The sequence below is a fragment of the Streptomyces sp. NPDC021115 genome (genome assembly GCF_044333065.1).
Classification (GTDB): domain Bacteria; phylum Actinomycetota; class Actinomycetes; order Streptomycetales; family Streptomycetaceae; genus Streptomyces.
On record NZ_JBIRQF010000009.1, the window covers coordinates 111909 to 131127 of the forward strand.

At 72.9% G+C, this 19219-nt stretch carries 16 protein-coding genes and 1 pseudogene; 8 read left to right on the forward strand and 9 right to left on the reverse strand.

Translation table 11 applies throughout. From position 1 onward, the window contains the following. Position 1: 1 nt before the first annotated feature. The 4 genes from ACH4TL_RS26470 to ACH4TL_RS26485 all read right to left on the reverse strand — a co-directional run bounded on the left by ACH4TL_RS26470 (position 2) and on the right by ACH4TL_RS26485 (position 7353). Positions 2 to 1987 carry a hypothetical protein gene (locus tag ACH4TL_RS26470; RefSeq protein ID WP_398320385.1) on the reverse strand — a complete coding sequence of 662 codons (1986 nt, stop codon included), beginning with the start codon at positions 1985 to 1987 and terminating at the stop codon, positions 2 to 4. Positions 1988 to 2078: 91 nt separating this feature from the next. Continuing rightward, a complete protein-coding gene (locus tag ACH4TL_RS26475; RefSeq protein WP_398320382.1) occupies positions 2079 to 5216 on the reverse strand; it encodes an alpha-N-acetylglucosaminidase in 3138 nt (1045 codons plus the stop codon). A gap of 105 nt (positions 5217 to 5321) precedes the next feature. Further along, positions 5322 to 5990: a LuxR C-terminal-related transcriptional regulator gene (locus tag ACH4TL_RS26480; RefSeq protein ID WP_398320379.1), complete on the reverse strand. Its 669-nt coding sequence runs from the start codon at positions 5988 to 5990 to the stop codon at positions 5322 to 5324. Positions 5991 to 6075: 85 nt separating this feature from the next. Beyond that, the gene (locus ACH4TL_RS26485) at positions 6076 to 7353 is read right to left on the reverse strand and encodes a sensor histidine kinase (RefSeq protein ID WP_398320376.1); all 1278 of its coding nucleotides are present in this window, start codon (positions 7351 to 7353) and stop codon (positions 6076 to 6078) included. A 253-nt stretch (positions 7354 to 7606) separates the two neighbouring features. On the opposite strand from ACH4TL_RS26485, the gene ACH4TL_RS26490 reads away from it, so the two are divergent. Next, complete coding sequence (locus ACH4TL_RS26490; protein WP_398320373.1) at positions 7607 to 9805, forward strand: MMPL family transporter; 2199 nt, start codon at positions 7607 to 7609, stop codon at positions 9803 to 9805. A 68-nt stretch (positions 9806 to 9873) separates the two neighbouring features. On the opposite strand, the gene ACH4TL_RS26495 is transcribed toward ACH4TL_RS26490, so the two are convergent. Beyond that, positions 9874 to 10473, reverse strand: a complete 600-nt coding sequence (locus tag ACH4TL_RS26495; RefSeq protein WP_398320370.1) for a winged helix-turn-helix domain-containing protein — start codon at positions 10471 to 10473, stop codon at positions 9874 to 9876. A 363-nt stretch (positions 10474 to 10836) separates the two neighbouring features. Between ACH4TL_RS26495 and ACH4TL_RS26500 the strand changes: the two genes are divergently transcribed. Beyond that, on the forward strand, positions 10837 to 11202 hold the full coding sequence (locus ACH4TL_RS26500; protein ID WP_398320367.1) for a 5-carboxymethyl-2-hydroxymuconate Delta-isomerase: 366 nt from the start codon (positions 10837 to 10839) through the stop codon (positions 11200 to 11202). 82 nt (positions 11203 to 11284) lie between these two features. Continuing rightward, positions 11285 to 11725 carry an SPW repeat protein gene (locus tag ACH4TL_RS26505; protein WP_398320364.1) on the forward strand — a complete coding sequence of 147 codons (441 nt, stop codon included), beginning with the start codon at positions 11285 to 11287 and terminating at the stop codon, positions 11723 to 11725. A 125-nt stretch (positions 11726 to 11850) separates the two neighbouring features. On the opposite strand, the gene ACH4TL_RS26510 is transcribed toward ACH4TL_RS26505, so the two are convergent. Then, entirely contained in the window at positions 11851 to 12564 is a 714-nt protein-coding gene (locus ACH4TL_RS26510; protein ID WP_398320361.1) for a DUF2848 domain-containing protein, read from the reverse strand. A 139-nt stretch (positions 12565 to 12703) separates the two neighbouring features. Here ACH4TL_RS26510 and ACH4TL_RS26515 point away from each other — a divergent pair, with 139 nt between their 5' ends. From ACH4TL_RS26515 to ACH4TL_RS26525, 3 genes are all read left to right on the forward strand, one after another. Next, entirely contained in the window at positions 12704 to 14059 is a 1356-nt protein-coding gene (locus ACH4TL_RS26515; RefSeq protein ID WP_398320358.1) for an MFS transporter, read from the forward strand. Positions 14060 to 14155: 96 nt separating this feature from the next. Beyond that, a complete protein-coding gene (locus ACH4TL_RS26520) occupies positions 14156 to 14959 on the forward strand; it encodes a carbon-nitrogen hydrolase family protein (protein ID WP_398320355.1) in 804 nt (267 codons plus the stop codon). After that, the gene (locus ACH4TL_RS26525; RefSeq protein WP_398320351.1) at positions 14956 to 15321 is read left to right on the forward strand and encodes a cupin domain-containing protein; all 366 of its coding nucleotides are present in this window, start codon (positions 14956 to 14958) and stop codon (positions 15319 to 15321) included. Before ACH4TL_RS26520 ends, ACH4TL_RS26525 begins: the two co-directional genes overlap by 4 nt. 18 nt (positions 15322 to 15339) lie before the next feature. Here the strand turns inward: ACH4TL_RS26525 and ACH4TL_RS26530 are convergent, their stop codons facing one another. Together ACH4TL_RS26530 and ACH4TL_RS26535 are read right to left on the reverse strand one after the other, a co-directional pair. Next, positions 15340 to 15966, reverse strand: coding sequence for a GntR family transcriptional regulator (locus tag ACH4TL_RS26530; RefSeq protein ID WP_398320687.1), 627 nt, complete (start codon positions 15964 to 15966; stop codon positions 15340 to 15342). 71 nt (positions 15967 to 16037) lie between these two features. Continuing rightward, positions 16038 to 17063 (reverse strand): medium chain dehydrogenase/reductase family protein, encoded by a 1026-nt coding sequence (locus ACH4TL_RS26535; protein WP_398320348.1) that lies wholly within the window; start codon positions 17061 to 17063, stop codon positions 16038 to 16040. 183 nt (positions 17064 to 17246) lie between these two features. Here ACH4TL_RS26535 and ACH4TL_RS26540 point away from each other — a divergent pair, with 183 nt between their 5' ends. Next, positions 17247 to 17735 carry an inorganic diphosphatase gene (locus tag ACH4TL_RS26540; protein ID WP_398320345.1) on the forward strand — a complete coding sequence of 163 codons (489 nt, stop codon included), beginning with the start codon at positions 17247 to 17249 and terminating at the stop codon, positions 17733 to 17735. A 94-nt stretch (positions 17736 to 17829) separates the two neighbouring features. Beyond that, positions 17830 to 18447 (forward strand): annotated as a pseudogene (locus ACH4TL_RS26545) (phosphatase PAP2 family protein); the annotation flags it as partial. A 45-nt stretch (positions 18448 to 18492) separates the two neighbouring features. Here ACH4TL_RS26545 and ACH4TL_RS26550 read toward each other — a convergent pair. Beyond that, positions 18493 to 19209 (reverse strand): response regulator, encoded by a 717-nt coding sequence (locus ACH4TL_RS26550; protein ID WP_398320684.1) that lies wholly within the window; start codon positions 19207 to 19209, stop codon positions 18493 to 18495. Positions 19210 to 19219 lie beyond the last annotated feature (10 nt).

Consider the following 19219-nt stretch of genomic DNA (forward strand, 5'->3'; position numbering starts at 1 on the left):
GCTAGCGCAGGGCGCCCAGCCGGGTGCCGTCGGCCATCCTGGCCTTGAGGGTGGCGTGGGCGCCGGGCTTGGCGGGGGCGGTCAGGGCCCGGTGGCCGGAGCGGGCCCTGACGCCGCCGGTCGCCGTGATCGCGGTGACCTGGCGGCTGCCCGCGGCCAGCAGGAACCAGTGGCCGGAGCGGGCCTTCCACAGTACGCCCGCCAGCACCCGCGGGGCGCGCGGCCCGCAGGCCGCGGAGCCGTCCGCCGTGGCGGCGACCGCGCCCGCCGCGCCGCGCCGGGTGGTCCACGGCTGGAACTGGGCCAGCACCCGGCTGCCCGCGCCCCGCCAGGTCTCGGCCCGGGTGCACAGCCAGGCCGCCCGGCCGCCCGCCTCGGGCAGCCGCTGGGTCCCGAACCGCCAGATGTTCACCGACCGCACCCCGCGCCCCGTCATCAGCGGCAGCCGGCACGCAGTCCGCTCCCAGCTCAGCAGGGCGTCCCGGCCCGCCACATCGCGCGGCCCGCCGCGGGCGGCGGACCCGGGGGCGCCGTACGTCAGCCGGGCCGGGGCCAGTTCGCCGAGGTCGGCCACCAGGTGCGAGCCGAACCGCACCGCGGGCCAGCCCCGGCACGGGCGCAGCCGGGGCACGGTGCGCACCGGGTCGGTCACCCCGTCGGTGGTCATGCGCACCGGGCGCGGCCGCTCGGCGGGGCGCAGCAGGTCGCGTACGGAGGTGTGGCGCACCCAGGGGGCGGTCAGATAGCGGACGTTGCCGTCCGTGCGGCCCAGGACGAGCGCGGTCGACGCCGCGGCGTCCGCCGCGTCGAGGCGGGCGAGGTCGAGGGCCACCGTGCCGTCCCCGCCGCCGCTGTCCTCCGCCCCCTCCGCGTACCGGGCGACCCGCAGCCCGTCGTACAGCAACACCACGGCCGCCTGGTCCACCACGCCCGCGTAGAGCAGCTGCGGCGGCCCGGACGGCGGCCCCGACTGGGTGCCCGCCGTCGCCGACACCCGCACCGAACGCCCCGGCCGCGCCCACACCGCCAGCGCGCGGCGCAGCAGCGCGGTGTCGCCGAGCCGGTCGCCGCGGGCGGGCCAGGACGAGAAGTCCGCGCGGGTCGCGGTGCGCCACGCGAAGGGTTCGGCGCGCGTCAACCGGTCCGGGTCCAGGGCCCGTTCGGAGGACGGGTTACGGGCGTAACTCGGCGCCGCCGCGCCGCTCTGCCCCCAGCCGTCGCCCGGCATCCCCAGCAGCGATCCGCACACCACCAGCGCCACCAGGGTCACCAGCAGCGCCCGCAGATGCTGGCGGCGGCGCATCAGATCGGTGGGCCGCGCCTGGAGCGAACACGGGTCGAACTCGGCCGACTCCAGCAGCGAACCGTCGTCCCGGCTGCCCGCGGGCTCGGGCACCTCGTCCGCCTCGTCGAGCGCGTCCCGCGCGTCCTCGACGCCCGCGGCGTGGAGCAGCGCCCGCACCTCGCGGTCGTCCAGACGCTCCAGCTCGCGCAGTACGTACGCGGCCCGCCCTGGCCCTGACAGCTCGGACAGCGCCTTGTCCAGGGCGAGTTCATCGGCCCCGCCGGACCGGGGGAACAGCCGCAGCCCCCACACCAGCGGCAGCGGCGCGGACAGCGCCCAGGGGCGCCGCGGCCGGCCCGCCCGCAGCGCGGAGCGCAGCACGCGCAGCCGCACGTAGGCGTACCCCGCGTCGCCCGCCGTCCCCTTGGTGCCGCGCTGCCACGGCAGCTCGACCTCCTGGGTTTCGGGCCTGCCCTGGTTGCGCGGCAGGGCCCGCTGCGCCAGCGCGTGCGCGGCCAGCACGCGCCGGGTGCGGCCCATGCCGGGCGGCAGGATGAGATACGCGAGCCGCACCAGCCGCGGATAGTGCTCGACGATGGCGGCCTCGGCCTGCTCGACATCGATCGGGCCCGCGGTGTCGGCAAAGTCGTCGGTGTCGTCAGTGTCGTCGAGGGGGATGGCTGTCGCCTGCTGCTGCTCCACGTGGCGTAAACGAGCGGCAGCGGGCGGAGGTCACAAAGCGGACGGCTCCGCCACCGGAAGCGGCGGCGGAGCCTCACCCGGAAGTGTGGCGTCAGCTCACGCGCCAGCCGCTGAACTCGACCGTGCCGCGCGCCCCGCTGCCGCCGTTCGCCGCGCTCATGAACAGCCCGGCGTCCTGCGCGGCCGCCGCGCCCGGCACGGTCACCGTGGCCACCTTGCGCCAGTTCGCGCCGTCGTCGGTGGACAGCTCACCGGTGTACGAGGTGGCGGAGGCGCGCGTCAGCCGCAGCAGCACCGGCGCCTTCACGCCGGTGATCCGCTGATAGGTGTCGAGCGTGCCGTCGCCATTGGAGTCGTACGACAGGACGACACCGTTGGCGGGCGTGACCGACAGGTTCAGGAACCCCGGCGAGCCCGCCGTGGCCAGCGCGTTGCGGACGACGATCCCGGCGCGGGCCCAGGGCCCGGTGACGGCCTGCGCGGCCACCTTCACCGTCACCGACGTATCGGTCTTCAACGCGCCCGGCCGGTACGCGGCGCCGAACTCCGCGGTGGCCTTCCACAGGTCCTGGCCCGCCCCGTCGATCGCGAACCGCTCGCCCAGCTGCCCGAACGCGGCGCCGTTGGTGGTGACCGTCTTCCAGCCGTCGGCCAGCGGACCCGCCACCCACAGGGTGCCGGTGCCCACCGCCCGCACCCGGTCCTCGCCGCGCGGCCCGTACCGTACGGCCAGTTCGTACGGGTACGCCTTCAGCGGATCGTCCAGCGGCCCGTCGGGCGCGGTGGCCCGCCAGCGGACCTCGCCCGTGCCCGCCGCGGGCACCGACGGCAGCGAGGTGGGGCCCTGCGGCGCGGGATCGAGGCCGGTCACGGTCAGGTCGAAGTCGACGCGGCCTGTGGCCCGCAGCCCGTTGACGTTGCGCAGCGCCGCGGTGATGACCCCGGCGCCGCCCGGCGGCAGGGTGCCCGGCTCGGTGCCGACGGCCAGCGTCCCCTGGTACGGGGCCTTGGCCAGCGCGTCGTGCACCCGGCTCGCGGTGCGCCAGGTGTCCGCCACCGGCCGTACCGGATAGCTCTTCCGCTCCCGCGTCCACGGCTCCTCGACCGCGTACCAGTCGAAGGTGCGCGGCGCGCGGCCTTCGGCGAGCGCGTCCTCCAGCTCGTCCAGATAGGTCTGCCACTGGGGCAGGTGGAAGTCGCCGATGAGGCCGTGCCAGTCGCGGTTGGCGTAGTTGGCGAGCTTGCCGGGGTCGGCGGCGCCCCGGTCCGCCCAGGTGGTGATGAGGGCGCGCGCCGCGTACTCCAGCTGCGCGGACTCCTTCTCGCCCGAGGCCATCCGCTTGGCGTCCTCCAGCCAGGGGCCGAGGAGCAGGAGCCGGTGGGTGCCGGTGATGTCGTCGCTCAGCCGCATCAGCTTCAGCCACAGCTGGGACAGCGCCCGGAAGGTGTCCAGGTCCTTGCGGGCGTACGCGTCCGCCAGCTGCGGGATCAGCTGCCAGGAGCGGTTGGCGAGCGCCTGCCGCGCGGTGTCGGCGAGGTCGTAGCGGTATGCGTCGCTGTCGCGCAGCCCGGCCCGCACTCCCAGCAGTGCCGCCAGGGCGGCGTCGAAGCGGGCCGGGTCGAAGGCGGGGGTGTGGGTGGCGTAGTTGGTGCCGGAGCGGGCGGTGAGGGAGGGCCGGGCGGCGAAGACGGAGTCGTGCGGGCGGCCGTCCTTGCTGCTGATCTGGTACGCGGTGTCGCGCAGCGCCGCGAACGCCTCCCGTGCCTTGCCGTCCTTCGCGCCGTAGCGGACGTCGGCGTAGCCGCGGAACCACTCGTCCCGGTCCACCGCCGCATCCCGCCAGGCCAGCTCGCTGAACAGCTCGAACGCCGCCGGATCGCGTTCGACCGCCTCCGGCATGTACGCCGTGCCGACCAGCTTGCTGCCCGGCTTGTCCCGCCAGACGGTGAACCGCTCGGCCCACATATGGGTCTTGGCGCCGACCGTCGTGCGGCCACCGAAGTTGGGGATGGTGCCGAACGCGTACGGCACCGCACCCCAGTCCTTCTCCCGGTCGGTGATCGTGTCCAGGTCCGACAGACCGTCCACGACCAGCATGTGGTCATGGTCCACCGCGTCCAGCAGATCGCGCCGGGGGTTGGCCTGCCAGCCCAGGATCACCCAGATGGCGCCGGGGCGGGCGGTCTGGAGCGCCTTCTCGACGGCGCGCGCGGCGTCCGGCACCGGAACGTCACCGGCATTGCCGCCTTCATGAAGCAGGTCCATCTTGAACAGGTCGCACTCGCCGAACAGTTCGCGCTGGTAGCGGTAGAAGGCCGCGGCCACCTCGTGGAACGCGTCGGTGCGCGGATCGAGCCAGTCGGGCCGCCGGAGCCCGTTCCAGTCGCCCTGCGGCACGGTGTCCGCGCCCGGGTTGCGGTCGGCGAAGCCGTCGGGGACGGTGCCGAAGTAGCCGGGGAAGACCGGCCGCATGCCCAGCTCCCGCAGCCGGTCGGCGATGCGCCGCCCCAGCGCGGTCCGCTTCTCCAGTAGCTCCGGGGATACCGGGCCGCCGTACTCGCTCATGTTCTGCATCAGGAACCACGGCTGGTGGGCCGGGGTGGGCAGCCAGGCGCGCAGCTGCGCGTCGGTGTAGCCGAAGTCCTGGAGCAGCCGGTGGTAGACGGCCTCCTGGCCCGCGGTGACCAGCAGTTCGTTGCAGCCGTGCAGGGCCGCGACGTCAATCAGGTGTTCCCAGCGGTCCCAGTCGGCGAACGGTGCGGTGTAGCCGTCGTGGGTGTCGTTGAACGCGAACCGGTGCGGCAGCGCGGTCGACCGCGTGACGGTGCCGTGCGGCGCGGGCAGCGCCTTCGGCAGCTCCAGCTGATCGCCCGCCCAGGTGATCTGGGCGTGGCAGGTGTACTTGAGGTACCAGTGGACGCCGGTGAGCAGCACCGCGGGGCTGGTCCCGGCCACGGTGATCCGCCCCGTCGACCCCGTGACCTCGAACCGCTCCTTGGTGCCCCGGGGGAGTGCCACCAGCCGGAACTGCTCGGCGTGTTCCGGCAGCAGCCGCCGCAGCGCGGCACGTGCGGGGGCGGTGGAGAATGCGGTCACGGCGGTGTCCTGTGCAATGTCGTGTGGGGGCCGCGGCGTGTCGGCCAGCGCGGGGGAGTGAGCCCCTAACGCGGCCCCGGCCCCAAGTGCTCCGGCGGTTCCGATCAGCGTGCGTCTGCTCAGGTCGCTCATGCGCCCCCCAACGGACAACGGCCAACGGTTGTGGTGCGCAGGGCACTAAACCAGCGATGCGGGGCGGGAGCAATGGGGCACGCGGCGTACCGGAGGAAGCGGGGGTCAGCGCGCCTCGCTGCCCGTCCGCCCCCGGTCCAGGTACGCCAGCACGGCCAGCACCCGGCGGTTGTCGTCGTCGGACTGCGGCAGGCCGAGCTTCCCGAAGATGTTGGAGGTGTGCTTGGCGACGGCCCGCTCGGTCACCACCAGCTGCGCCGCGATCGCCGTGTTCGACCTGCCTTGCGCCATCAGCTCCATCACCTCCCGCTCCCGAGGCGTCAGATGCCCCATCGGCCGGTCCTGCGAACGCCGGGACAGCAGCTGCGAGATCACCTGCGGGTCCATCGCCGTACCGCCCTCGGAGACCCGGCGCACCGCGTCGATGAACTGGTCGGCGTCGAAGACCCGGTCCTTGAGCAGATAGCCGATGCCGCCGCTGCCGTCGGCCAGCAACTCCCGCGCGTACAACTGCTCCACGTGCTGCGACAGCACCAGCACCGGCAGCCCCGGGCGGTCCCGCCGCGCCGCCAGCGCGCACTGGAGCCCCTCGTCGGTGAACGACGGGGGCAGCCGCACGTCCACCACGGCCACGTCCGGCTTCAGCTCGGCCAGTGCCCGCGTCAGTTCGGGACCGCTCTCGACGGCGGCCGCGATCTCGAAATCGTAGGCTTCCAGCATCCGCACCAGTCCGTCCCTGAGCAGGAACAGATCCTCGGCAACGACTACGCGCACGGCGGGCTCCATGACGTCATCGGGCCCGGAACGGACCACCGGGCCGAACGCGTCGAATGTACCGTCGTACGGTCCCCGCCGGGGGTCAGACCGCCGGTCGTGGGGCGGTCGGGACGCAGGGGATCTCCATCGTCACCATGGTGGGGCCGCCGGGCGGGCTGCTGACGGCGAGGACGCCGTCGAAGGTGCCCAGCCGCCGTTCGATGCCGGACAGGCCGCCGCCCGGCGCGACGCGGGCGCCGCCGCTGCCGTTGTCGGTGACCGAGATGCGCAGCATCCCGCCCTCGTGGTGCAGGTCCAGCCACATGCGCGCGGCGCCGGAGTGCTTGGCCGCGTTGGTCAGCACCTCGCTGACGGCGAAGTACGCGGCCGCCTCGACCGGCTCAGCGAACCGGCCCGGAAGATCCACCTCCGTCTCCACCGGGAGGGACATCCGCAGCGCGAGGGCGCGCACCGCGTCGCCCAGCCCGCGCTCGGCCAGGACCGGCGGATGGATGCCGCGGACCAGGTCGCGCAGCTCGGCCAGGGCCTCGGCGGAGTTGGTGCGGGCCGCGGCGAGGAGTTCCTTGGCCTTCGCCGGGTCCTTCTCGATCAGCGCCTCGATCGTGCCCAGGCTCATGCCCATGGCGACGAGCCGGGCCTGTGCGCCGTCGTGCAGATCGCGCTCGATGCGGCGCAGCTCGGCGGCCGATGTGTCCACGGCGTCGTGCCGGGTCTCGGTGAGCCGGTCGACGCGCGCGGCGAGGGCCATCTGCGGGGTGGGGGCGAGGAAGGCGCGGGCCAGCAGGAAGTGCACGCGCAGCAGCGCGGGCGCGGCGAACAGGCCGAGGGCGATCAGGCCCACACCGGTGAGGGCGGCGAGGTTGGCGGTCGTCTGCGAGGTCACGGGGACGAACGCGTACCAGTAGGTGCCGCCCGCCTCGACGATCGGCTCCCACACCCCGGCGGCCAGGACGGAGCCCTCGAGGCCGTACGGCGGGAAGACGAACGCCAGCGCCGCGATGACGCAGCCCGCCGTCATGTCCGGAAGCAGCCACAGCAGGTCCCGCCAGGTCGCCGGGTCCTTCAGCAGATGGCTGCACCGCTCCACCTGCCCGGTGAGCCCCGTGCGCAGATCGTCGGGCAGCGGCCGGTACGGCATCCGGATCTGGACTCCGGACCACTCGGCCGCCAGCAGCCGTCGCCGGTTGGCGTGCCAGCGCACCGCGCCGATCATCGCCGGGGTGGTGAGGACACCCAGGCCCAGCGCCATGAACGCGAGGGACAGCACCGTCAGCACGAACAGCGGGATCGACCCCGCGAGCGTGATGAACATCAGGGCTAAGCCCCGTACACAGGCCAACAGTCTGCTGCGGACCGTCATCCGACGCCCTCCACGGTTCGTGTGCTGTGCGGCTTTCCGCTTCTTCAGATGTCTCAGTCTGCTGGACGCCGCAAGATCGGTCACGGGGGCCGCGCCCCAGCCGGGGGTACACCTGGCACCACCCCCCTGCCTCGCCCTACGCCTCGGGGATTCGGGTGCTGCCCGGCTGGGTCGGGAAGGCCCCGTTTTCTAGCGTCTAGGACATGACCGATCCGGTCCGTATCCCGTACACATCCCCAGTGGGAGAGACGCCATGAGCACAACGAGGCGAGGCCTGGCAGTGCGGCTCGGCGGGTGGAGCACCCGCCACCGCAAGTCCGCGATCATCGGATGGCTGCTGTTCGTGGTGGTCGTCGCCGTCGTCGGCGGCATGTCCGGATCCCGGCAGATGACGAATTCCGAGAACGGCGCGGGCGACTCCGCACGTGCCCAGAAGATCCTGGAGGACGCGGGGCTCAGCACACCGGCCGGCGAGATGGTGATGCTGCGCAGCGCGGACCCGGACGGCTGGAAGGCCGCGGCGGGCGACCTCTCCACCCGTCTTGAGAAGACCGGTGAGACCGCGCGCATCCAGCCGCCGGTGCGCTCGGCCAGTGGCCGGGAGGGGCTGGTCACCTTCCAGATGAAGGGCGATCCGGACACCGCGGGGGACCGGGTGAAGCCCGTCCTGGACGCGGTTGCGGCGACGAAGTCCGCGCACAGCGGGATCACCGTCCATGAGTTCGGCGACGCCACCGCGCAGCACGAACTCGACGGCATGCTGAAGAACGACTTCAAGAAGGCCGAGTTCACGGCCGTCCCCCTGGCGCTGGGCATCCTGCTGGTGGTCTTCGGGGCGCTGGTCGCGGCCCTGCTGCCGGTGCTGCTCGGGGTGACCGCCTGCATCGGCACCTTCGGGCTGCTGGCTCTGGTCAGCCACCAGCTGCCGCTGTACGACTCCACCAACTCGGTGATGTTCCTGGTCGGGCTGGCCGTCGGTGTCGACTACTGCCTGTTCTACCTGCGGCGCGAGCGGGACGAGCGGGCCGCGGGCCGGGACGCGGAGACCGCGCTGCGCATCGCGGCGGAGACCAGCGGCCGGGCGGTGCTGGTCTCGGGGATCACGGTCATGCTGGCGATGTCGGGCATGTTCCTGTCCGGGCTGATGCTCTTCCAGGGCTTCGCGGTCGCCACCCTGCTGGTCGTCCTGATGGCCATGCTGGGGTCGGTGACGGTCCTGCCCGCCATGATGTCCTGGCTCGGCGACCGGATCGACGCGGGCCGGGTGCCGCTGCTGAACCGCCGTCGGCAGAAGGGCGTCCACCAGGCGAGCGGCGGGATCTCCGGCAAGCTCATGCGGCCCGTCCTGGCCAGGCCGAAGCTGTTCGCGGCCATCTCCGGCACCCTGCTGCTGGTGCTCGCCGCCCCCGCGCTCGGGATGAAGACCGAAAACCTCGGCATGGAGCAGCAGTTCGGCTCGGACGCCCCGCTGACGGTGGCGTACAAGGAGATCACCGGGGCGTTCCCGGGCGGCCCGGCCCCGGCCGAGGTCGTGGTGCGCGGCGACGACATCTCCTCGCCCCGCTTCGGCGCGGCCGTCACGGACTTCAAGAAGCAGCTGGCCGAGTCCGGCCGGTTCGGCAAGGCCGTCGAGGTCGAGCTGCACCCGAAGCAGGGGGTGGCCCGCATCGAGGTGCCGCTCGCGGGGAACGGCGAGAACGCGGAGTCGCGGCGGGCGCTGGACACCCTGCGCGACGACCTGGTGCCGGACGTCCTCGGCCCGGTCTCCGACAAGGCGTACGTGGGCGGTGAACTCGCCGAGAGCCGCGACTTCACCGACCAGCTGAAGACGGACCTCGCGCCGGTCTTCCTCTTCATCGCGGCCGTGACCTTCCTGCTCATGCTGGTGTGCTTCCGGTCGCTGCCGATCGCGATCGTCTCGATCCTGCTCAACCTGCTGTCGGTGGGCGCCGCTTACGGCACCATGACCGCCGTCTTCCAGCACGGCTGGGGCGCGGAGCTGCTGGGCATGGAACCGGCCGGCGCGATCGAGTCGTGGATGCCGCTGTTCGTCCTCGTCATCCTCTTCGGACTGTCGATGGACTACCACGTCTTCGTGGTGTCGCGGATCCGTGAGGCGCACGAGCGGGGCCTGACGACCCGCGAGGCGATCCGCGAGGGCATCCGCACCACCGCTGGCTCCGTCACCGGGGCGGCCACCATCATGGTCGCGGTGTTCGCGGTCCTGGCGCTGCTGCGGATGCAGGACATGCAGCAGATGGGCGTCGGGCTCGCGGTCGCGGTGCTGGTGGACGCCACCCTCGTACGGATGCTGCTGCTGCCCTCGGCGATGGCGCTGCTCGGCGAGCGCACCTGGTACCTGCCGCGGGCGCTGCGGTGGCTGCCGAACGTCAGCCATGGCGAGGCTCCGACCCCCGCGGAGTCCCGCCCGCTGGTGGGCGCCGATCGCTGAGGGCGGCACCCACAGGGGAGCGCCGTACGGGCCGAGTCGCGGTCCGTACGGCGCTCCTTGCCGTGCTGCTACGCGCTCGGCACGTACTTGTAGCCCACGCGCCGCACCGTGACGATCGAGCCCCGGTGCTCCGCGCCCAACTTGCGGCGCAGCCGGGCCACATGGACGTCCACGGTCCGGCCGTCGCCGACGTGTCCGTAGCCCCACACCGTGGTCACCAGCTGATCGCGGGTGTGCACCCGGTGCGGATGGGCGACGAGATGGGCCAGCAGCTCGAACTCCAGATAGGTGAGGTCCAGCGGACGCCCGCCGACCCGCACGGCCCGCTGTTCCGGGTCGATCCACACCGGGCCGTCGTTCGTGGTGAGCGGCACGGCCGGTGTCGTCTTCGCGGGCTCCTGCTGGTCGGCCGGGACGAGCACCAGGTAGCCGATCATCGGAGGCTGCCCGGGGAGGGCGGGGACGGTGTGCGGGGGAGCGGGCAGCCAGGTGGCGCGGGGGTGCAGCAATTCGTCGACCGGGGGCACCTCGTCCCGGGCGACGGCTCGTAGCCGCTGGCGGCCGGCAAGCGCGTTCCGCCCGGGCACGGTGGCCGCCGGGGCGGTGGCGCTGGCGGTGGCCGCGGGGGTGGTGGAGGGGGAAGCGGACAGGCTACGGACGTTCGTCATGGGAATCGGCTCTTTCGCGCTGAGGGGCGTCGGGTGGACGTCGTGCGCGCGGGCTGGGCCTGAGCGTTCGGACCGGGGAGAGACGATGCCCCCGGAACCGGGCGGAATGCCGAGCGGCCTGGTGGGGCGGCGTCAGCAGCCGAGCGAGCGGGCCCGCGCTACGGATGCGCGGCAACACTCGCGGTCGTAGTGGTGCGCCTGCCGGGACGGCCAGAACGGCTCGAGGTCGAGACGACCCGTCGCGGCGTTGATGAGGCTGACCATGCCCCTATTGAAGCAGAAGAACGGCCCGGAGCGCTCGGCCCCCGGGCAGGGTGCGACGATGCCCACTCCACCTCGCGGATCAGATGAGGAGCCCCGCCCATGCCGCACATCGTCGTCGAATACTCCGACACCCTGACCGACGCCTTCGACCGCCAGGGCTTCGGCACCGCCCTGCACCCGGTCGTCGCCAAGACCATCGACACCGCGGTGGCCGGGTGCAAGACCCGGTTCCGCCGGGTCGAGGAGGCGGTTCTCGCCGACGGTGCGTCCGCCATCGCCATGATCCACATCGAGGTGGCGATCCTGTCGGGGCGGGACGCCGAGACCAAGGCGGAGCTGTCCCGCGCCGTGCTGGACGTGCTGCGCGGCCATGTGACGCCGGTGCCGGACCTGACCGTGCAGGCCACCGTGAACATCACCGACCTGGACCGCGCCTGGTACGCCAAAACCGACATCTACCTATAAAGCAAGGTGAGGCGCACAATAGTGGTGCGGCGGTATTACCCACTGCGCGGTCAGACTTGCATGAACGAAGGAGGCGAGTCGTATGGCCGACGTCTCACGTACCCGAGGTGATCTCAAGGGCCACCCCGACGTGTCCGAGATGCGTGAGCGCTTCGCTCGCATGATGGACGCGCGGGATGTTGTCTTCCTCGACGGACCGGTGCTGCTCGCCGGTCTGTACTTCGCCATCTCCCCCTGGGTGGTGCACTTTTCGAGCACCAGCCCCGACCTCATGGTCAACAACCTCATCCTCGGCGTGGCCATCGCCCTGCTGGGCATCGGTCTCACGTCGGCGCCGAGGAGGATGTACAGCCTGTGCTGGGCCATGTCCGCGATCGGTGTATGGATGATCATTTCTCCCTGGGTCGTCGCCCGGGGGCCGGATGCCGGAATGATCTGGAACAACATTCTCGTCGGCGCCCTCACCTGCCTGTTCGGCCTGATCGCCGCGGGCATGGTGATGCGGAAGGGACGGGAGACCTGACCGAGACCTGAACGACACGCACGGAATCACGCACCACGATTCAGGCCGTCGGCCGCACGCCCCGCGTGGGTGTGCGGCCGACTTGCTTGTGTGTGGTGCGTGGTGCGCGTTGTGTGCGGTGCGCGTCAGCCGATCGGCTCCGGCATCGGGACCACCTCGTAGGCGCACTCGATGGTGTCCCCGGTGGCCGGATCGCCCAGCTCCACCCGCCAGCGGTCGGCGAACTGGTCGACACCCTCCGTCATCGGGATCGTCCCGGAGATCAGCACCGTGCCCGGCACCAGGTCGCCGCGCTCGCGCAGCACCTCGACCCAGTACGCGGGCGTCAGCAGCTCGGCCAGGGTGCCGCTCTGCACCTCCGTCTCCTCGCCGCCGTGGGTGACCCAGGCCCGCAGGGTCAGCCCGTCCAGCCGCTCCTCCACGTCCGCGAGGCGCCAGGCGCGGGCGCCGAGCACATCCGGGCCCGCGTTCTTGCTCCACGCCACGCCGTGCACCTCCAGCTCCCGGTCGGTGTGGTCGCAGGCGGCGCTGAGCAGCAGCTCCCCGTCGTCGGCCACGATCAGCGCCCATTCCGCCTCGCCCGAGGTGCGGCCGTGCTGGACGCTGACCCGGCCGGTCTGCTGGGCGAGATAGGGGGCGACGGGGTAGAGGGCGGGCGTCACGCTCGGGGCCGGGACGCCCAGTTCGGCCAGCTCGGCGACGTGGGCGGCCACGTCCTCCTGGCTGCGCCCGGCGTAGCCCGCGTTGAGCACCTGGACGACCTCCACATGCCGGGTGGAGCCGTCGGGGAGTTCGAAGGTCAGGGCGGGGCGGGGGGACTGCGGGGGCTGCGTCGTCATGGGGCGTGCACTCCAGAATCGCGAGGAACTTCCCTCAAGGGGGTTGCGCATACGCTCGGTATACAACAAGTATGCCGGAAGCCCCACGGCACGCAACCCTTCCGACCCACTCGACCCCGCACCACCCCGAGGACGGACCATGCAGCGCACCTCCACGGCCGCACCAGCACCCCGGGCCGACGGACCCGCGGTCCGCCGCGCCTTCGTCGCCAGTCTCACCGGAACCGCCCTGGAGTGGTACGACTTCGCCGTCTACTCCGCCGCAGCGGCGCTGGTCTTCGGCGATCTCTTCTTCCCCTCCAAGGACCCCTTCACCGGCACCCTCCTGGCGTTCTCCACCTACGCCGTCGGCTATGTCTCCCGCCCGCTGGGCGGCTTCGTCTTCGGACGGCTCGGCGACGTCATCGGCCGCAAGAAGGTGCTCATCGCGACCCTGGTGCTCATCGGCGCCGCGACCCTGCTGATCGGGCTGCTGCCCACCTACGCCACCGTCGGCGTCGCCGCCCCCGCCGCCCTGGTGCTGCTGCGCTTCGCCCAGGGCGTCGGCGTGGGCGGCGAGTGGGGCGGCGCGGTGCTGCTGTCCAGCGAGTACGGCGATCCGCGGCGGCGCGGCTTCTACGCCTCGGCCGCCCAGGTCGGGCCGCCCGCGGGCAATCTGCTCGCCAACGGTGTGCTCGCGGGTCTCGGCGCCGCGCTGACGGAGGACCAGTTCCTGTCCTGGGGCTGGCGAGTGGCGTTCCTGCTCTCCGGCCTTCTGGTGGTCTTCGGGCTGTGGATCCGGGCCAAGCTGGAGGAGACCCCGGTCTTCAAGGCGATGGAGGCCGCGCAGGACCGCCCCGAGGCTCCGGTGCGCGAGGTGTTCAGCTCCCAGCCCCGCGCGCTGACCGCGGCGATCCTCTGCCGGATCGCCCCCGATGTGCTGTACGCGATGTTCACCGTCTTCGTGCTCACCTACGCCACCGGGGAACTGGGCATGTCGCGCGGCTCCGCGCTGACCGCCGTCCTCATCGGCTCCTCGCTTCAGATCTTCCTGATCCCGCTGGCCGGGGCGCTCTCCGACCGCGTCAACCGGCGGTGGCTGTACGGCGTCTCCGCGGTCGCCGCGGGCGTCTGGCCGTTCGTCTTCTTCCCGATGGTCGCGGGCGGGAGCTGGGCGCTGCTCACGCTCGGTGTGATCGTCGCGCTGGTGATCCACTCGCTGATGTACGGGCCGCAGGCGGCCTTCATCGCCGAGCAGTTCTCGCCGCGGCTGCGCTACACGGGCTCCTCCCTCGCGTACACCCTGGCCGGGGTCGTCGGCGGGGCGGTCGCGCCGCTGCTGTTCACGACGCTGCTGGGTACGTACCGCGCCTGGCTGCCGCTCGCGCTCTACATCGCGGTCACGGCGGTGGCCACCGTCGCCGGGCTGTGGCTCGGCCGGGACGCGGCGCCCGCCGAGGACGAGGAGCCGGAGGCCGTGGCCGTGCAGCACCACCCGTCCGCCGCGACCGGCTGACCCACCCCCGGAACGGGCGGCGACGCCCCGTTCGGGGCATCATCACCACCGTCACACCGTCACCCACTGCGCCGACCAGGGAAGGCAGCACACCCCATGCGCATCGCACTGAGCCAGATCACCAGCGGCCCGGACCCGAAGGCGAACCTCGTCACCCTGCGCGAGCAGGCCCTGCGCGCGGCGGCGGACGGCGCCCGGATCGTCGTCTTCCCGGAGGCCGCCATGGCCTGCTTCGGCACCAAGCTGGGACCGCTCGCCGAACCGCTGGACGGCCCCTGGGCCACCGAGGTCCGGCGGATCGCGCGGGACGCCGGGCTGGTGGTCGTGGCGGGCATGTTCACCCCGGCCCCCGACGGGCGGGTCACCAACACGCTGCTCGCCACGGGCCAGGGTGTCGAGGCCGCCTACGACAAGATCCATCTGTACGACGCGTTCGGCTTCGCCGAGTCCAAGACCGTGGCTCCCGGCTCCCAGGTGGTCACCTTCGAGCTGGACGACGTCCGGATCGGCCTCGCCACCTGCTACGACGTACGGTTCCCCGAGCTGTTCCGGGCGCACGCAGACGAGGGCGCCGTGCTGTCGCTGCTTCCGGCCTCCTGGGGCGCGGGCCCCGGCAAGCGCGAGCAGTGGGAGCTGCTGACCCGGGCGCGGGCGCTGGACGCCACCGTGTGGCTGGCCGCCGTGGGCCAGGCCGACCCGGCGGCGTCCGGTCTGTCCACCACCGGTTCCGCCCCCACCGGTATCGGCCACAGCGCCCTGGTCGGCCCCGACGGCACCGTACGGGAGCGGCTGGACGCGGCGCCGGGGCTGCTGGTGGCGGACGTCGTCACCGAGGAGGTCGCCGCGGTGCGCCGCACCGTCTCCGTCCTGGCCAACCGCAAGCTGGGCGTGCGGTCATGAGCGGGTCGGCCAAGCCCGAACTCGAATTCCACCGTCCCTCGGGCGCCTGGCAGGCGCCCGAGGGGGCGGCCCCGGGTGTCCGGGAGCAGACCCTCGCCGCGGACGGGAGCGGTGCGCACCGCACGGCGCTCGTCCGGTGGGAACCGGGGACGGACACCTCCGCGTCCGGGGTCGCCCGCCACGACGGCTGGGAGGAGGTCTATCTCCTGGAGGGCAGCATGCGCGACCTGACGCTCGGGGAGACGTTCTCGCGCGGCTTCTACGCCTGTCGGCCACCGGGGATGCCCCATGGGCCCTGGGTCTCGGAGGAGGGCGTCACCATGCTGGTGATCACCTACCCCGACACGGCGGCCGGGCCGTAACGCACCCGGCGGGGCGGCTCACCCGGCGAGCAGCACCTTCAGCGTCGACTCCAGATGGGAGCTGATCGCCGCGCGGGCCGCCTCGGTGTCCCCGGCGGCCACCGCGTCCAGGATGGCCCGGTGCTCGGCGAGCACCGCCTCCTGGCGTCCGGTCCGGTTGTACAGCGCCACCACCCCGGCCCGGATCTGGCGGCTGCGCAGCCCCTCGTAGTGCCGGTTGAGGAGTTCGTTGCCGACCGCGGCGACCATGGTCGCGTGGAACAGATGGTCCACGGCGATGAACTCCTTGGCGTGCTCGGGCCCGCTGAGCCCGCGCTGCCGCTCCAGCAGCTCCGTCAACTTCTCGACGGGAACCTTGTGTTGCTCGATGGCCTGCTCCGCGGCATGGCGCTCCACGATCCCGCGCAGCTCCATCAGCTCGGTGATCTCCCGGCCGGACAGCGGCGCGATGTGCGCGCCCCGCTTGGGCACCAACTGGACCAGATCCTCGGCCGCGAGCAGCAGCAGCGCCTCGCGGATGGGGGTCCGGGAGATGCCGATCCGGTCGGCGATCTCCTGCTCGGTGAGGAACCGGCCCTGCATGTCGGGATCGGTCAGCACGGTCTCCTTGAGGAACGCGTACGCCTTTTCTCGTCCGGACTGCACTGGGCCCATGCCTCCTCGCATACCACTCGTATACGAAAATTATCACGGCACGGAGGGCCCGGGCCCGTCGTTCACGAGCCGTTGACGAGGACGACCTTGCCGGTGACCGTGCCGGACTCCGCCAGCCGCATCGCCCGCGCGGCCTCGGTGAGCGGGATCCGCGCGGCCACCTGCGCGGTGAACTCACCGCTCGCCAGCAGCGCGAACACCTGGCCCAGGTCCTCACGCAGCCGCGCCTGGTAGGCGGCGCGCCGCCTGCGTCCGGCCCACAGGTTGTAGAAGTGCGCCTTCCGGCCGTTGGGCAGCAGGTTCCACAGCGCGAGCCGCGCGAACAGCTTGAGCACCGGCGCCCGGGACGAGCCGGGCACGTCCCGGGTGGCGGCCGTGCCGTACGAGACGAGCGTGCCGCCGCGGGCCAGCAGCCGGAACGAGTCCACGATCCCCTCGCCGCCGACGTGGTCGAACACCGCGTCCACCCCGCCGGGCGCCAGCTCGCGCACCCGCGCGGCCAGCTCCGGGTCGCGGTAGTCGACGGGGGTGGCGCCCAGCGCCCGTACCGCGTCGTGGTGGCGGGGCGACGCGGTGCCGATGACGGTGATACCGGCGCGGCGGGCGAGCTGGACCAGGGTGGAGCCCACCCCGCCGTTGGCCCCGTGGACCAGCACGGTCGTCCCGGCGCGGGCCCCGGCCACCCCGTACAGCATCTGCCAGGCCGTGATCCCGTTGACCACCACCGTCTCGGCCTCGGCCGCGCCCACCCCCTCCGGCACGGCGACCAGGTCGCCCGCGTCGGCCAGCGCATGGCTGGCCCAGCCGCCGACCTTGGTCAGCACCGCGAACCGCCGCCCGCGCAGCCCCGGATCCACCCCCGCCCCCGTCTCGGCGACCGTGCCCACCAGGTCGTACCCCGGCACGAAGGGGAACGGCGGCTGGTCGTAGTACTTCCCGCGGCGCATCTGCTGCTCGGCGAACGACACCCCGGACGCCTCGACGGCCACCAGCACCTGCCCGGCCCCGGGCGCGGGCACCGGGCCGGTGCGGAGCTGAAGCCCCTCCGGCTCCACCGGACCGGGCAGGACGACTTCGGTGAGCGACATGGTCGGAGTCCATTTCTCGTGAAGTATTCTCTCAACTGTGAGAGTCTCTAACGAAGACAATGGTCTCATCCCCTCGCCGTGTCAAGCCCCGCTTTTCCCTCCGTACGAGACGGGAAGGCGCGGTGCGTGGGCCGCGCACGCGGCGCACACTGGAAGCACGCCCACCGGTGACCGGAGGTCGCGATGGAGTCCGCCGCCGTATTCGACGTCGTCGTGGAGATCCCCGAGGGGTCCCGCAACAAGTACGAGATGGACCACGAGGCCGGGCGCATCCGCCTGGACCGGATGCTGTTCACCGCCACCAAGTACCCGGCCGACTACGGCTACATCGACCACACCCTCGGCCGCGACGGCGACCCGCTCGACGCCCTGGTCACGGTCGGCGAGCCCACCTTCCCCGGCTGCGTCATCCTCTGCCGGGCGATCGGCATGTACTGCATGCGCGACGAGAAGGGGCCCGACGAGAAGATCCTGTGCGTCCCCGCCCACGATCCGCGCTACGTGGACGTCCAGGACATCGACGACGTCCCCGAGTTCGACCGCATGGAGATCACCCACTTCTTCGACGTCTACAAGGACCTCGAACCCGGCAAGTCCGTCGAAGGCTCCCACTGGGAGGGCCGCGACCAGGCATACGCCGAGATAGCCGCCTCCCGCGCCCGCCTGGCCTGAGCGCGGCCCCTTCGCCCGCCCCTGACGAACGTCCAGTCCCCGCCTTGCCGTTCGGCCCGGGTCACCGGCGTGCGCCGCCCCTACGTTCGGGGCCATGCCAACGCACTCTCACCACACCTCCCGGCTCCTGCGGTCCGCGGCGCTGCTCGCCGCGGGCGCCGGGGCGGTCGTCCGGCTCGCCCCGGGCGGGCTTGGCGACCCCGGCCCCGTAGAGGCCAGACGCGGAGCCTCCGTATCCGCGTACCGCACGCTCACCGCAGCGGCGGCCGACGCCCCGCCCGCGCTGCTGGAAGCGGCGAGCGAGGGCACCGTGGCCGTCCTCGGGCTGCTGCTGGCTTTACTGGGCTGGACGGCGCTGCGCCGCAAGGACGCGCGCGGCATCGCCGGAACCGCCGTCGTCGGCCTCGCCACCGCGGCCGCGTACGCGCTCAGCGAGGCCCTGAAGCTGGTGGTGGACGAGGAGCGGCCCTGCCGTGCGGTGCGCGGAGCCGCGGCGATCGCCCATTGCCCTCCGGCGGGGGACTGGTCGTTCCCCAGCAACCACGCCACCCTGGCCGTCGCCCTCGCCATCGGGACGGCCCTCCTGCGGCCGCGCTGGGCCGCCCTGACCCTCCCGACGGCCGCGGCGGCGGCGCTGCTGCGCGTCCTGGTCGGGGTGCACTATCCGCACGACGTGCTCGCCGGGGCCATCCTGGGCGGATGCGCGGTGGCGGCCGCGCTGCTCGCGCTGGAGCCGCTCGCCGTACGGATGACGGCTCTAGCGCTCGGCCGATCGCGGCGGTACGACACCGGCCTCGTGCGCCACGACGGCGGCCGCGGCCCGGTTGTCCACGCCCAGCCGGGCCAGGATGGAGCTGACGTGCGCCTTGACCGTGCCCTCCACCACATGGAGCCGACGCGCGATCTGCCCGTTCGACAGACCGCCGCCGAGGAAGGCCAGCACCTCCCGCTCCCGGGCGGTGAGCGCCGCGACCCGCTCCCGGGCCGCGCCGCGCCGTCCGGCCAGGGCACCGGCGCCACCGGCCGCGAGGTGCGCGACCACCCGGGCGGCGACCTTCGGTGACAGATAGGCGGCACCGTCGGCCACCGCGCGGACTCCCGCGATCAGTTCCTCGGGCTCACCCGACTTGATCAGGAAACCGGCGGCGCCGCCGCCGAGCGCCCGCAGGATGTAGTCGTCCTCCCCGAACGTCGTCAGCATGATCACGCCGGTCTCCGGCACCGTCCTGCGGATCTCCTCCGCCGCCTCGATGCCGCCTTCGACGCCGCCCTCTCCACGGCCCTTGATGCCGCCGGTCCCCGGCATGCGGATGTCGAGCACGGCCACCTGCGGGCGGTGCCGCCGCACCAGTTCCACGGCGTCCCGGCCGTCGGCCGCCTCCGCCACGACCTCGATGGCCGGATCGGTGGCCAGTACGGCGCGTACGCCCGCGCGGATCATCGCCTCGTCGTCGGCGACCAGCACCCGGATCATCGGCGGCCCA